Origin of the sequence: Kitasatospora sp. NPDC056731, assembly GCF_040687675.1 — a bacterium.
GTDB lineage: Bacteria > Actinomycetota > Actinomycetes > Streptomycetales > Streptomycetaceae > Kitasatospora.
Genome location: NZ_JBFBNR010000050.1, coordinates 1 through 13,271 on the forward strand (window position 1 = coordinate 1; position 13,271 = coordinate 13,271).

At 74.2% G+C, this 13,271-nt stretch carries 9 protein-coding genes; 4 read left to right on the plus strand and 5 right to left on the minus strand.

Going from position 1 to position 13,271, the window contains the following annotated elements:
* Window positions 1-269 precede the first annotated feature (269 nt).
* Window positions 270-1,358: an alpha/beta hydrolase gene (locus AB0R04_RS33080; RefSeq protein ID WP_363377299.1), complete on the plus strand. Its 1,089-nt coding sequence runs from the start codon at window positions 270-272 to the stop codon at window positions 1,356-1,358.
* Here AB0R04_RS33080 and AB0R04_RS33085 read toward each other — a convergent pair.
* The 5 genes from AB0R04_RS33085 to AB0R04_RS33105 all read right to left on the minus strand — a co-directional run bounded on the left by AB0R04_RS33085 (window position 1,348) and on the right by AB0R04_RS33105 (window position 8,059).
* Entirely contained in the window at window positions 1,348-2,697 is a 1,350-nt protein-coding gene (locus AB0R04_RS33085; RefSeq protein WP_363377300.1) for an FAD-dependent oxidoreductase, read from the minus strand. The genes AB0R04_RS33080 and AB0R04_RS33085 overlap by 11 nt on opposite strands.
* The gene (locus AB0R04_RS33090; protein ID WP_363377301.1) at window positions 2,694-3,485 is read right to left on the minus strand and encodes an ATP-binding cassette domain-containing protein; all 792 of its coding nucleotides are present in this window, start codon (window positions 3,483-3,485) and stop codon (window positions 2,694-2,696) included. The genes AB0R04_RS33085 and AB0R04_RS33090 overlap by 4 nt, the downstream gene beginning before the upstream one ends.
* On the minus strand, window positions 3,482-5,422 hold the full coding sequence (locus AB0R04_RS33095) for a dipeptide/oligopeptide/nickel ABC transporter permease/ATP-binding protein (RefSeq protein WP_363377302.1): 1,941 nt from the start codon (window positions 5,420-5,422) through the stop codon (window positions 3,482-3,484). Before AB0R04_RS33095 ends, AB0R04_RS33090 begins: the two co-directional genes overlap by 4 nt.
* Before the next feature lie 7 nt (window positions 5,423-5,429).
* Complete coding sequence (locus tag AB0R04_RS33100) at window positions 5,430-6,392, minus strand: ABC transporter permease (RefSeq protein WP_363377303.1); 963 nt, start codon at window positions 6,390-6,392, stop codon at window positions 5,430-5,432.
* A 74-nt stretch (window positions 6,393-6,466) separates the two neighbouring features.
* Complete coding sequence (locus AB0R04_RS33105) at window positions 6,467-8,059, minus strand: ABC transporter substrate-binding protein (protein WP_363377305.1); 1,593 nt, start codon at window positions 8,057-8,059, stop codon at window positions 6,467-6,469.
* Between the two features lie 210 nt (window positions 8,060-8,269).
* Between AB0R04_RS33105 and AB0R04_RS33110 the strand changes: the two genes are divergently transcribed.
* The 3 genes from AB0R04_RS33110 (at window position 8,270) to AB0R04_RS33120 (ending at window position 13,169) form a co-directional block, all read left to right on the plus strand.
* Window positions 8,270-10,009 carry a DUF885 domain-containing protein gene (locus tag AB0R04_RS33110; RefSeq protein ID WP_363377306.1) on the plus strand — a complete coding sequence of 580 codons (1,740 nt, stop codon included), beginning with the start codon at window positions 8,270-8,272 and terminating at the stop codon, window positions 10,007-10,009.
* Between the two features lie 313 nt (window positions 10,010-10,322).
* On the plus strand, window positions 10,323-10,679 hold the full coding sequence (locus AB0R04_RS33115) for a DUF5132 domain-containing protein (protein ID WP_363377307.1): 357 nt from the start codon (window positions 10,323-10,325) through the stop codon (window positions 10,677-10,679).
* A gap of 192 nt (window positions 10,680-10,871) precedes the next feature.
* Complete coding sequence (locus AB0R04_RS33120; RefSeq protein WP_363377308.1) at window positions 10,872-13,169, plus strand: ATP-binding cassette domain-containing protein; 2,298 nt, start codon at window positions 10,872-10,874, stop codon at window positions 13,167-13,169.
* Window positions 13,170-13,271 lie beyond the last annotated feature (102 nt).

Below are 13,271 nucleotides of genomic sequence, written 5' to 3' on the forward strand. Positions count from 1 at the left end.
AGGGGGGACCCTGTGGGAGAGTAGGACGCCGCCGAACAATCATTCACAGAGAACCCCCATCCGGGAAACCGGATGGGGGTTCTTTGCATTTCCGGAGATGGAGATGCAGCCTGGTGGCCGGCTCCTCTCCGATGGGCAGCGACACGGCGGCGGGGCGCGGGACGGACAGGCCCCGGTGTGTCGAATGCGTGTTCGTGGGGGCGCGTCGGCACGGGTGGATGCGGGAAGAACAGGGGGAGAGGTCGCCTCTCGGATGCCGTGGAGGACCGATGCGCCGGAACGGACGGGTGGCGGATGCCCTGCTCGCGTTGCTGAGCCGGGACTGGCTGGGAGTGCCGGTCGCGGTGCTGGTGGTGGGCGTGGGGGTCGGGCTGGTCGGGGGCGGCGCGGGGTGGGCGGTGGCGCTCGGGTGCTTAGTGGTGGCTGCGGGTGTGGTGCTGGCGGTCGGCGCGGTGCGGCATCTGCTGCTGGTGGGCCGGGCAGTGGAGGCGGGCAGGGCGCCGGGGCGGCTGGTCGGGGTGGGCGGGCGCCGGATGCACGTCCTCGCCGAGGGGGCTGCCGGGGACGGGCCGACGGTGGTCTGGATGCCGGGCGGGCACGCGCCGGGCGAGGAGTTCGGGCAGCTGCACACGATGATGGCGGCCCGGACCCGCTCGGTGCTGGTCGACCGGTTCGGCTCGGGCTGGAGTGACGTCGGGCCCTTCCCGAGGACGACGGCGGCCGAGGCGGAGGAGCTGGTGGCCGCGCTGGAGGCGGCGGGGGAGCGGGCCCCGTACGTGTTCGTCGGCCATTCCTTCGGCGGGCTGCTGGTCGCGAATGCCGCCAGGCGGCGGCCGGATCTGGTGGCCGGACTCGTGCTGCTGGATCCGACGCCCCTGGAGGTCATCGCCTTCGCGCCGCCCAACCGGCTGGTCGCGGGCATGCGCCGGGAGTTCCTGCTGACGGCGGTGCGGCACTTGTTCGGTGCTCACCGGGGCCGTGGCCGTGGCGGTCGGACCGGCCACTACTGCGCAGCCGCGTCGATCTTCGCGGAGCTCTCGCCCGCCGGCCTGGCGGAGGTGGGCTGGGAGACCGTGGTCTACGACGGGGACCTCGGCGACCTGCCGCTGGTGCTGGTCATACCCCGCGACCTCACGGGCGGGGAGACGGTGCTGGCGGCCGCCGGGGACGCCGCGGAGGCCGAGCGGATCGGCCGGTTCTACCTCGGGGCCCGGACCCGCTACCTGGCGGCGTCGACCGCGTCCCGGGTGGTGCACACGCCGACGGGCACCGGCCATGACTTCCCGACCGAGGAGCCCGGGTTCGTGGTCGGGGTGGTCGCGGATCTGGTGAGCGAACTGCGCACCCTCAGCCCATGACCGTGCGGGCGGAGCCGGTCCGGACGGGGCGGCGGCGGGAGAAGGCGCCCAGGTCGACGACGTTGCCGGTGTGCTCGCAGCGGTAGCGGACCGGGTCGCCGTCGTGGTCGTGGCCGGCTTCGACCAGGTCGATCAGGGTCGCGAGGTAGCGGCCCACGAGCGGGGCGTTCTTGAACTGGTTGCCGCTCGTACCCATGGCGACGTAGTAGCCGTCGAGGGCGGTGCGGTCGTAGATCGGGGTCCAGTCGTCGGCGACGTCGTACACGCCCGCGACGCCGACGGGCCGGCTGGGGACGGTGAGCCCGGGGAAGCGGCGGGCCGCGCGGGTCACCTGGGTGCGGAAGCGGTGGGCGGTGGGGCGCGGGTCGGCCTCGTCCGGGTCGTCGATCCACTCCGCTGGGTCGCAGGCCGGCTGGGTGCCGCCGATGAGCAGGCGGCCCCCGGCGGCCGGGCGCAGGTAGGTGCCGAGGTCGACGTCGGCGACGACCGGAAGCGGCCCGGAGCCGGTGGCGGAGTCGGCGGTGGGGTCGGTGGCGGGGTCGGTGGTGGAGTTGTCGGGCGCGGCGATCTGGTGGACCTCCTCGCGCAGGGGACGTACTCCGATGGTGAAGTCGCTGCCGACACCCGCCAGCCGGTTGAGGCCTCCCGACCACGGGCCGGCGGCGTTGACCACGACCGGCGCGGCGATCCGGGCCTCGTCGGCCAGGCGGAGGCCCGCCACGCGGTCCGCGCGCCGGTCGACGGCCACCACGGTGCGGTGGAACAGGAAGCGCGCACCCAGCTCGCCCGCCGCATCGGCGAGGTTCTGGGCCGCGAGCTGCGGGTCGTCGACGAACCCGGCGTCCGGGGTGAACAGGGCACCGAGCTCACCGGCCGGGCCGTCGAAGAAGGCGTCGTCGTCCACGGGCTTCGGCGGCCAGTACCGCCCGGCGTCGATCCCGGGCAGGCGCCCGCGTAGGGCGGCGGTGTCCCACCGTTCGTACGGGACGCCGGCCAGGTCGAACAGGGCCGCGGTGTCGGCGGGTTCGGGGAAGGGCGGGTCGAGCAGCACGGCGCCGGTGCGGCGGAAGGCCGCGAGCGGGCGGCGGTCGGTGGTGAGCCCGAGGTGCTCGGGCCAGGACGCCCACAGGTGGAGGGACTCCCAGGCCGTGGCGACGCCGTCGAAGGTGGAGTAGTTGAACCGGACGATCGCGCTGGAGGCGCCGGTCGATCCGTGGCCGGCCGCGCCGGCCTTGTCCACGACGACCACCTGCCGTCCGGTGCGGGCGAGTTCGAGGGCGATGGCGGTGCCGATCACCCCGGCTCCGACCACCACCGCGTCGGGTCGGTCGAGGGTCATCGGGACCTCCGGGAGGGCGGTGGGCCGGACAGGCGGGGGACGGAGGCGAGGAGCTCCCGCGTGTAGGGGTGCTGCGGGTCGCGCAGGAGGGCGTCGGTGGGGCCCGTTTCGACGATCCGACCGCGCTGCATCACCGCCACCGTATCGGAGACGTAGCAGACCGCGGGCAGGTTGTGGCCGATGAACAGCATGGACAGGCCGAGCCGTTGCCGGAGTTCGCGGATCGTGTTGAGGACGGACGCCTGCACCGAGACGTCGAGGGCCGAGGTGATCTCGTCGGCGATCAGGAGTCCGGGTCCGACGGCCAGGGCGCGGGCGACGGCGACCCGTTGGCGCTGGCCGCCGGACAGTTGCCGGGGCAGGCGGCCGGCGAGCCGGGGGTCCAGTCCGACGAGGTCGAGCAGCTCGGCGACGCGCTCGGTACGGGCGTGCCGGTCGAGCCGGTGGAAGACGGTGGCGGCCTCGACGAGGGTCTGGCGGACGGTCATCCGGGGGTCGAGCGCGGTGTCCGGGTCCTGGAGGACGATCTGGACCAGGCGGCCGAGCCGGCGCCGGGCGCGGACGGTACGGACCCGGACGTCCTGGCCGTCGACGAGGACCCGGCCCCCGTGCACGGGGGCGAGCCCGACGATCGCGCGGGCCAGGGTCGACTTCCCCGAGCCGGATTCGCCGACGAGCCCGAGCGTGGTGCCGGCCGGGACCTCCAGTGAGACGCGGTCCACGGCGGTGACCGGGCCGCGCGGGCCGTGGTGGCGGACGGTGAGGTCGCAGAGCCGCAGGCTGGTCATGACGGGTCCGCCTCCACCTGATGTTCCGTCGCCTGTTCTGAAGCCTGCTCTGACGTCGCCTGGTCTGCTTCTGCCTCCACCGGCGGGGGGTTCCAGCAGGCGACCTGCTGGAGCGCGTCGACGTCGTCCAGCCGCGGAGCCTCCCGGGCGCAGCGGTCCAGCCGGTACGGGCAGCGGGGCTCGAACGGGCAGCCCGGGGCGGGGGCGATCGGGTCGGGCGGCGTGCCCGCCACGGTGGGCAGCGGCCGGTCGCGGTCCGCGGTGAGGTCCGGCACCGAGGCGACCAGGGCCCGGGTGTAGGGGTGCCGGGCGGCGGTGGCGAGCCGGTCGGCGGGGAGGGCCTCGACGACGGAGCCCGCGTACATCACCAGGACGCGTTCGCAGAATCCGCTCACGAGCGCGATGTCGTGGCTGATGAACAGGACGGCGGCGGAGGTGTCCCGTCGCAGGTCGGAGAGCAGGTCGGTGATCTGTCGCTGCACGGTGGTGTCGAGGGCGGTCGTCGGCTCGTCGGCGATGATCAGGCCGGGCCGCATCATCAGGCCGGCGGCGATCATCACGCGCTGGCGCTGGCCGCCGGAGAGCTGGTGGGGGCGGGCCCGTAGCAGGGCGGGGGGAAGGGCCACCCGGTGCAGGGCGTCCTCGGCGTCCCGCAGGGCCTGGGTGCGGCTCGTGCCGAGGTGGGTACGGGGTGCCTCGGTGAGCTGGGTGGCGATCCGGAGTGACGGGTTGAGTGCCGTGGCCGGGTTCTGGAAGACCATGGCCAGGCCGGTCGCGAGGTGCCGGTCGCGCTGTTTCGGCGTCATGGCGTCCAGGTCGGCGCCGAGCAGCCGGAGGGTGCGATGGGAGACCCGGGCGCGCTCGGGGAGCAGGTCGGCGATCGCGAGCGCGGTGAGCGACTTGCCGGAGCCGGACTCGCCGACGAGCCCGACGATCTCGCCCGGCCGCAGGGAGAGGCTCACGCCGCGGACGGGCCGGATCACGCCGTCGGGGGTGGGGAGTTCGACGCTCAGGTCCTCGACCTGGAGTACGAGGCCGTCCTCGGCGGGCCCGCTCGGCCCGCTCGGCCCACTCGGCGCGATCGGTCGCCGGGGCGTACGGTCCGCGCGGGCCGCCGGGTTGCGCCGGGCGGCGCCTCCTGCCAGGACCTCGCCGAGCAGTTGGAACGTCACCGCCGCGTAGAGGATGGCCAGGCCGGGGGCGAGGGCGGGCAGCGGCTGGGCGTAGATCCGGTCGAGCCCCTGGTTGAGCAGTTGCCCCCAGTCGTAGCCGGGCGGTTGGACGCCCAGGCCGAGGAAGCTCAGGCCGGAGAGCGCGACAAGGGAGGTGCCCGCCGCCGTGGTCGCGCTCAGCAGCAGCGGTTCGGCGATATTGGGTAGGACGTGCCGCCACAGCAGCCGGTGCCGGCGCAGGCCGAGGACCCGGGCCGAGGCCAGGTGGTCGGTGCCCGCGACGGCGGCGGCGAGGGTCTGGGCGAGCCGGGCGAAGCCGGGTACACCGGCGACGGCGAGGGCGAGCATCGCCCCGGCCGCGCCCGCGCCGAACACGACCGCGAGGAAGAGCGCGACCAGGAGTGCGGGGAAGGCGAGCAGGAGGTTGATCACTGCCGCGAGCAGGCGGCGGGCGCGGGGGCCGACGACGGCGGTGGACGCGCCGAGGAGGATGCCGGTGCTCGCGCCGATCGTGGTCGCGGCCAGCGCGAGCAGCAGGGAGGGCCGGGTGGCGGTCAGGACCCGGGCGAGCAGGTCCCGTCCGAGGTTGTCGGTGCCGAAGGGGTGGGCGGTGGAGGGGCCTTGCAGCACCGCTGAGGGGTCGGGGAGGTCCGCCGCCGCGCCCCAGAGGAGCGGGCCCGCCAGCGCGAGCACGATCAGAGAGGACAGCATGGCGGTGGTGGCCCAGGCCATGGGCGAGCGGAGGTACCTGGTGGGAAGGGACATCGGTGCCTCAGCTCTCCCGGATCGTCGAGCGCGGGTCGAGCAGCGCCAGCAGCACGTCGACCAGGAGCGCGGCGAGCAGGACGGTCGTGCCCAGGATCAGGACCATCGCCTGGATCACCGGGTAGTCCTGCGAGCTCACGGACTGCGCCAGGGCCGAACCGATGCCGGGCCAGGCGAAGACCTTCTCCACCAGCACGGTGCCGGCGATCAGGGCGGGCAGCAGGCCTCCGGCGACGGTGAGCGCGGCGGTGGCCATGTTCGGCGCCGCGTGCCGCAGGTAGCGGCGTAGCGGTGACAGCCGCTTTCCGCGGGCGGTGCGCAGGTAGTCCTCGGACAGCACTTTCAGCGCCTCCACCCGGACGATGCGCACCAGGACGGCGGTGGGCGCCACGGAGAGTGCGAGGACCGGCAGGACGAAGGAGCCGGCGCCCGCCGTGCCGGCCACCGGCAGCAGTTGGAGGCCGACGGCCAGCAGCGCGGTGAGCCCGGCGGCCAGGACGAAGTCGGGGATCCCGGCCAGGCCGGCGGTGAGCGTGGTGAACGCCAGTTCGCTGCGCGGGTGCCGGCCGTCCCGGGTGCGGACGGCGGCGAGCAGACCGCAGGGCAGGGCGACGGCGAGGGTGACGAGGAAGGCCAGGCCGGCGATTTCGAGGGTGGCCGGCAGCCGGGTGCGGACGAGCTCCGCGACCGGTGTCGAGGTGACCAGCGAGGTGCCGAGGTCGCCGTGCACGAGGCCGTCGACATAGTGCCGGTACTGGGCCAGGAAGGGTTCGTCGAGCCCGAGTTGATGCCGGCGTGCGGCCACGAGGGCGGGGGAGGCGTCGACGCCGAGCGCCGCGCGGACCGGGTCTCCGGGCACCAGGCGGATCATCGCGAACGAGGCGGTGAGCACGACCCCGAGTGAGAGGAGCAGCCGGGCGGTGCGCCGGCCGAGGAACACCGTCCACGGGTGCCGCAGGAGACGCGGCATGAGCTTCCACGGCAGACGCGGGAGACGCGGCAGAGGCGGCGAACGACGGGGTGCGGTCACGCGGGATCCCCCGGTCATCGGTGCAGGCGGATGCTGGTGGGGATGACCTGGCCGCCGAAGGTCGTGGCGAAGGTGGTGCTGCGCCCGTACACGGTGCTGCGGCCGTCGGCGATCGGCAGGGCGTCGGCGGAGCGGAGGAGCGCGGCGGCGGCCCGGTTCCAGGTGGCGCAGCCTGCGGTGTCCGGCTCCCGAAGGGCCTGGGCGACCAGGGCGTCGTATGCGGGATTGGCCACGCCCGCGAAGTTGAGGCCCTGGGCGGGCGTCGGACCGGAGAAGAACGGGATGAAGCCGACGGGCAGGGCGAAGCCGGGGGAGGTGCCGACGACGACGTCGAAGTCGCCGGTCTGGTACATGGCGTTGACGAGGGCGGGCAGGCTCTCGGTGACCAGCTTGACGTCCGCGCCCAGGGCCGTCCAGGAGCGGGCCATCAGCTCGGCGACGGGTGCCAGTGTCGGGCCGAGGTCGGGGCTGGTGATCAGGCGCAGCCGGAGCGGTCGGCCGTCCTTCGTCAGTCGGGCGTCGGCGGCGCGGGTCCAGCCGGCGGCGCGCAGTGCCTCGGTGGCGTCCTGTGCGGGCAGGTTGGCGGCGGCGAGGTCGGCGTGGCAGACGGCGCCTTGCGCGCCGAAGTCGGTGGCGGGTGTGCCGGTGCCGCCGACGGCGACGTTGGCGAGCCCCTGGCGGTCGAGTGCGGACACCAGGGCCCGGCGCAGGGCCGGGTCGGCGAGGGGGCGGCCGGGGCGCTGGTTGAAGAAGGTCAGCCCGATGACGGTCGCCACGTCGGCGGTGGCCAGGCCGTGGTCGGTGAGCCGGGCGCGGTCGGGTCCGTTGACGCTCGCGATGTCGATGCCGCCGGTGAGCAGCAGGTTGGCGGCGGTGGAGGCCTGGGGCAGCACGGAGATGACGATGTGGGCGGGGAGGCCGTCGGCCGCGGTGGTCGCCCCGGCGGGGCCCCAGGTGTAGCCCTCGCGCACGGTGAACTCGTACGGCCCGCCCGGGGTGTAGTGGGTCAGCACGTACGGTCCGGTGCCGTGGGTGGAGCGGTCCAGCGACTGGGGCCGGTCGAGGCCGGCGGGGCAGACGATCGGCAGCAGTCCGAGCGTGCGGGTGAGGAACGGGAAGGGGGCGGTGGTGGTCGCCGTCACGGTGCCGGTCGAGTCGTCGGCGCTCGCGGTGTACGGGACGGTGGGCAGGACGGTCTGGGCGCCGGCGAGCTGGTGGGCCGGGTCGCCGGCGTAGGTGAGTGCGCGGGCGACGGCCGTGGCGGTGAGGGGGGTGCCGTCGGAGCAGGTGATTCCCGGGCGGAGGGTGAAGGCGGCCGTGGTGGTGGTGGCCTCCCAGGAGGAGGCCAGGCCGGAGACCAGGGTGGCGTCGGCGGAGACGTTGACCAGCGAGTCGTAGGCGTAGCGGGCCGGGCCGGCGCCGAAGGCCGTGTACGGGTTGAAGCTGGGCGTCTCGCTGGCGGCCGCGATCCGTACGGTCCCGCGGTCCACGAGGGGACCGGTCGTGGAGGAGGGGGCGACGCTGCCGCAGCCGGTGAGTGCGCCGGCCGTGACGGCCGCGGTGGTCAGGGCAGCCGCCAGCGGGACCGGCAGGGGGCGACGGGGCATGGCGTCATGGTGCCACCGAGTGCTGACGCTGGCGAGTCAACTCACCTGTACGGCAAGCCTGTTCGAAAGGCCTGGGCCGTGTGCCGCCTTGGCGGGCGGAAGGGGGTACGGGTGGCGGGGGCCGATCCGGTTCACCCGTTAGGGGGATGCCGTGGCCGGTTGTCCGCGGACCGGGGTGGCCGGGCGGCGCGTCCTCGGCAGGATGGCCGGATGAGGACGAATGAACCGGGCCGGGAGATCGGTCGGCTGGCGGACCGCTACTGGGAGTTCCTGTTGGAGCGCGACCCGCTGCTGCGGGCCCGGCAGGGGCTCCCGGTCGAGTCGCTGCCGAGGGAGTCGCCGGCCGAGGCCGAGGAGCGGGCGCGATTCGCCGCGGGCGTCGTGGAGCGGGTCCGGGTGGTCGTGGAGGGGGTCCGGGCGCTCGACGGCGCGGAGCTCTGCGGCGCCGATGCCGATACGGCCGCCTTCCTCGTCGGGTCGGCCGAGCAGGAGCTGCGGGCCCACCGCTGCTACTGGCTGACGCCCGCCGTCACGCCGTACCGGCTGTTCCCGTTGTCGCAGTACGTCGATGCCGCCCTGCGGCCCCACCGCTTCGACCAACCGTCGGACGCCGAAAGGTACTTGGTGCTGGTGCGCGAGCTGGCCCGGGTGGTCGGTTCGATCGGCGACAAGGCGGCGGGGCAGGCCGTGCGCGGCTTCCGGGTGCCCGCCCCGGCCCTGCCCGGGGTGCGCGCCACCCTGGCGGGCCTGCGGGCGTCGGTGGCGGAGCGCGTGGAGGTGGACGAGGGCCGGCTCGGCGGGCTGGGGCCGGCCGAGCGCGGACGCGTCCGAGACGGCGTGCGGCGGCTGGTGGAAGCCGAGCTGCTGCCGGCCTTCGACGGCCTGCTCGCCGTCGTCGACGGTCCGGACCAGCTGCGCGAGGCGCCGCAGGCCGTGGGCTGGGCGCGCTACGAAGGCGGTGAGGAGGCGTACCGGGAGTTCGTCCGGACGTACACGGGCGGTGGGACGCGGCCCGAGCGGCTGCACGAGCTCGGCCGCGAGCAGTGCCGCGAACTGGCCGAGCGGATGCGGGAGGTCCGTACCGCCCTCGGATTCCCGGGCCCCGAGGAGGAGTTCCACGAGCGGCTGCGGAGCGAGCCCCGGCTGTACGCCCGCACGCCGGAGGAGGTCGAGGCCCGCTACCGCCGCTACCTCGACCGGCTGGCCCCGCTGCTGCCGCGGTGGTTCGCCGCGCTGCCGGGCGCCCCGTACGGGCTGGCCCGGTTGGATCCGGCGCTGGAGGCGGGGCTGACGTTCGGGTACTACCAGCAGCCCACGGCGGCGGACCCGGTCGGGCGCTACCGCTACAACGGGGCGGGGCTGGAAGGGCGGTCGCTGCTGGGCGCGGCCTCGCTGATCTACCACGAGCTGGCTCCGGGCCACCACTTCCACCTGGCCCGCCAGGCGGAGAACCGGGCGCTGCCCCGGCTGCGCCGTGAAGTGGCCGGGTTCGGCGCGTTCAACGAGGGCTGGGCCGAGTACGCGGCCGGTCTGGGCTGGGAGATGGGCCTCTACGACGACCCGTGGGACGCGTACGGGCGCCTCGCGCAGGAGCGGTTCACCGCGCAGCGCCTCGTCGTCGACACCGGGCTCAACCTCGGCACCATGGGACTGGAGCAGGCGCGGGACTTCATGCGCGCCAACTCCACCGAGGCGGACGCCCAGATTGCCTCGGACCTGCTGCGGTACTCGACGGACCTGCCCGGGCAGGCGCTGTCCTACCGTGCGGGGTATCTGGAGTTCGCCCGGCTGCGGGAGTGGGCCGAGGCCGGTCCCGGGGTCCGGGCCGAGGCCGGTCCGGGCGGCGGGTTCGAGGTGCGGGCCTTCCACGAGGCGGTCCTGGGCGGCGGCGGGCTGCCGTTTCCCGCCCTCCGGCGGCGGGTGGCACGTGAACTCGGCAGGCCCCGATGAGTGAAAAAAGAATATGAACGGATTGTCGGGTGGGCATTTGTTCGTTAATCCGAGCTACAAAAACGGGCCGAGAACACTCGCACGAGTGAAACCGGATGAGAAGGTTTGGCTTCGATGGACCCGGCTCGACTACGGTGAAGCAAGAGCGGGCGGTTGATCCATCGAGTGCGGAATTCATCCCGGCGGGAAATCCGGCAGGGAACGTCGAATTCCACAGTCGGATGCTTCCGTCCGCCTAGTCGTGCGGTACTCCGGTGCGTCCGCAGTCGCCCGGGGTCCCTGTCATACGTCCGCGTAGAGAGGATGGAGCATCATGCCGCCCCTAGTACCGCCCTTCCTGGTCGGCCTCATCGTCGCGCCACTGGCCAAGCGTCTCCTCAAGCCGCTGGTGCGAGGCGTCGTCAAGACGTCCGTCGGCCTCGTCCTTGAGGTGAAGAAGGCGGCCCACGAGGCCGGAGAGAACATCCACGACCTCGCGGCCGAGGTGGCCGCCGAGGTGGTGGCGGCGCAGGTCTCCGCCGGCGACGGCGCAGCGCCCTCGGGTGACGGCCAGCGCGCCGCCGAGGGCGCCGCCCCGAGCAGCGGGAAGGACGAGGCCGCCGCCCGGGCCGAAGCCGAGGCGAGGAGCCCGAAGATCCGCGTGGGCGCCGGCGCGGGCAAGGTGAGCTGAAGGCCCGCCCGGCGACCCGGCCGCCGCGTGAGCGCACATTCCGGTCGATTCGGAATGAGGCTCCCGCGCGGCGGTCGGCTGCGGGCCTTTCGGTAGCAGCAGTTTCCCCTCAAGAATTCCCACTTCGTCGCAGCGATCCCGTCCTGCCCGTGACGGTTTCCTCGCGACCTCCGCAAACAGGTGATCGTACACATGCCCTCTCTGCTGGGTGCCGCAGCCGGATACCGCTCCGTGGACGTGGACGTGCGCCCGCGCTCGGTCATTCCGGGCCGGCAGCGCTGGGACGTCAAGCTGGTCATCGGGCGCCCCCGGGCGGCCGAAGTCCTCGCCGCGGCCCTGCGGCGCGTCCCCGGGATCAGCGAGGCGCAGGCCAGCTCGGTCACCGGTGGGGTCCTCGTCCGGCACGACGCGCGGGTGAGTGCCACGGACGTCGGCCGGATCGTCCGCAGAGCCGTCACCCTGGTCGCGCAGGGCCCGGCCGGCGCGGGACACCGGGCGCCGGAGCGGCCCGGCGCCCAACCGGCTCCGCGGGTGGACCGCGGCGTCGTCGTGCGCCCCGTGCTCGCCGTCGGGGGCGGCGTGGCGGCCGGCGTCGCGCTGATCCGCGGGTCGGCGCTGAGCAGGCAGCTGGTCGCGCTGGGCGGCGTGGCGGCGGCGACCGCGGCCGTCGCCCGGAAGGCCTGGCGCCGGACGGTCGACACGACCCGGGAGCTGTCCGGGGCCGGAGCCGAACGCCACCCCCTGCTGGAGATCGTCGGACCGCACCGCCGACGGCTGCGCCGCGCCTGCGCGCTGTCGGTCGCCTGCCAGGTCTCGGAGATGGCGCTGGGCACCTTCCTCGGCTGGACGGGACTGGTGCTCATCAAGGGCGAGGCCGCGCCGCTGGTCAGCCTCGGCCTGGCCACCGCGTCCGCCCAACTCTGGGGTCTGGCAGGGCTGGTGGCGGCCGCCTGCGCCGCCGTGGCGGGCCTGTCGTACGCGTCGAACCTCCAGTGGCGCGCGCTCGGCCAGGACATCGAGCACGACTGGCGCAGCCGGACGTACGCCCACGTGCAGCACCTCGAACTGCGGCATCTGGAGGGCGAGCGGACCAGCCGGGTGGCCGGTGCGCTCACCGAGGACGTCGGTCAGCTGGGCGCGTTCTTCGCGACCTCGGCCAACGACGTGCTGCACCTGGGCACCAGTCTGGCCATCCTGGTGCCGGTGTTCCTGCTGATGGCGCCGCAGATCGCCTGGATCGCGTTCCTGCCCATCCCGGTCATCGCCTGGCTCTCCTTCCGTTACCAGGAGAAGGTCGCGGCCGACTACGCCGTCTCCGGTGAGCACCGGGCCCGGTTGCACAGCCAGCTGGTCAACACGCTGGAGGCCGGTGCCACCGTCAAGAGCTTCTGCACCGAGGACTACGAGGCCGAACGCATCGACGGGTTGAGCGCGGTCGCCCAGGACAGCCGGCACCAGACCGACCGGAGCACGATCCGCCACGCCGAGACCGTCCGGGCCTGCACGACCGCCTCGATGGCCGGCACCCTGCTGGTCGGCGGCCGCGCGGTGCTCAACGGCACGCTGCGCTTCGAGGTGTTCAGCCCGTTGATCGGGCTGCCCCAGATGGTGCTGTTCCGGATGAGCCGGCTCGGCGGCATCGTCGACCAGTACCAGCGCACCCTGGCCGCCTACGACCGGGTCCAGCGGCTGCGCGCCCTCCCCGTGGAGGCCGAAGGCACCGGCGGGCCGCTCGACGTCGAGACGGTGAAGGGTGAGATCGTCCTCGACGACGTGACCTTCGCCTACCCCGGCCGGCCGCCGGCGCTGGAGAACCTCTCGCTGACCATCCCCGCCGGGCAGGTCACCGCCCTCGTCGGCGCCACCGGCTCCGGCAAGACGACCATCGCCAAGCTGCTGATGCGCTTCCAGGACGCGGAGTGCGGCGCCGTGCTGCTCGACGGGCGGGACGTGTCCGACGTGCCGCGCCGCGACCTGCGCGACGCCATCGGGTTCGTCGCCCAGGACCCGTTCCTCTTCGACGGCAGCATCGCCGACAACATCCGCTACGGCAGCTTCGCCGCCTCCGACGAGGCCGTCGTCGAAGCGGCCGCGACGGCCGAGGCGCACACCTTCATCGCGACGCTGCCGGACGGCTACGACACGGTGATCGGCGAACGCGGCGCCGCGCTCTCGGGCGGCCAGCGGCAGCGGATCGCCCTGGCCCGCGCGATCCTCAAGGACGCGCCGGTCGTGATCCTCGACGAGGCCACCTCCGCCGTGGACAACGAGACCGAGGCCGCCATCCAGCGCACGCTCCGCGGCTTCGCGGTCGACCGGACGATGGTCGTCATCGCCCACCGGCTCTCCACCGTCCGCCACGCCGACCGGATCTACGTCATGGACAAGGGCGGCGTGGTGGCCGAACAGGGCACCCACGACGAACTCCTCGCCCGGCACGGACTCTACGCATCCCTCTGGCAGCTCCAGGCCGGCGAACTCGCCGCCTGACCGCAGCAGCCGCGCCACCCGCCACCCGCCCGCCGACCGCGTGACGCCACCGCGGTCGGCGCGCCCCGGCGCGCCCTCACGCCTGCCCACATTCCTGGAGGT

What these genes read in the sequence shown, in the direction of transcription:
- AB0R04_RS33080 (WP_363377299.1), top strand. Translation starts at nt 270, where the DNA reads ATGCGCCGGAACGGACGGGTGGCGGATGCCCTGCTCGCGTTGCTGAGC.
- AB0R04_RS33085 (WP_363377300.1), bottom strand. Translation starts at nt 2,697, where the DNA reads ATGACCCTCGACCGACCCGACGCGGTGGTGGTCGGAGCCGGGGTGATC.
- AB0R04_RS33090 (WP_363377301.1), bottom strand. Translation starts at nt 3,485, where the DNA reads ATGACCAGCCTGCGGCTCTGCGACCTCACCGTCCGCCACCACGGCCCG.
- AB0R04_RS33095 (WP_363377302.1), bottom strand. Translation starts at nt 5,422, where the DNA reads ATGTCCCTTCCCACCAGGTACCTCCGCTCGCCCATGGCCTGGGCCACC.
- AB0R04_RS33100 (WP_363377303.1), bottom strand. Translation starts at nt 6,392, where the DNA reads ATGCCGCGTCTCCTGCGGCACCCGTGGACGGTGTTCCTCGGCCGGCGC.
- AB0R04_RS33105 (WP_363377305.1), bottom strand. Translation starts at nt 8,059, where the DNA reads ATGCCCCGTCGCCCCCTGCCGGTCCCGCTGGCGGCTGCCCTGACCACC.
- AB0R04_RS33110 (WP_363377306.1), top strand. Translation starts at nt 8,270, where the DNA reads ATGAGGACGAATGAACCGGGCCGGGAGATCGGTCGGCTGGCGGACCGC.
- AB0R04_RS33115 (WP_363377307.1), top strand. Translation starts at nt 10,323, where the DNA reads ATGCCGCCCCTAGTACCGCCCTTCCTGGTCGGCCTCATCGTCGCGCCA.
- AB0R04_RS33120 (WP_363377308.1), top strand. Translation starts at nt 10,872, where the DNA reads ATGCCCTCTCTGCTGGGTGCCGCAGCCGGATACCGCTCCGTGGACGTG.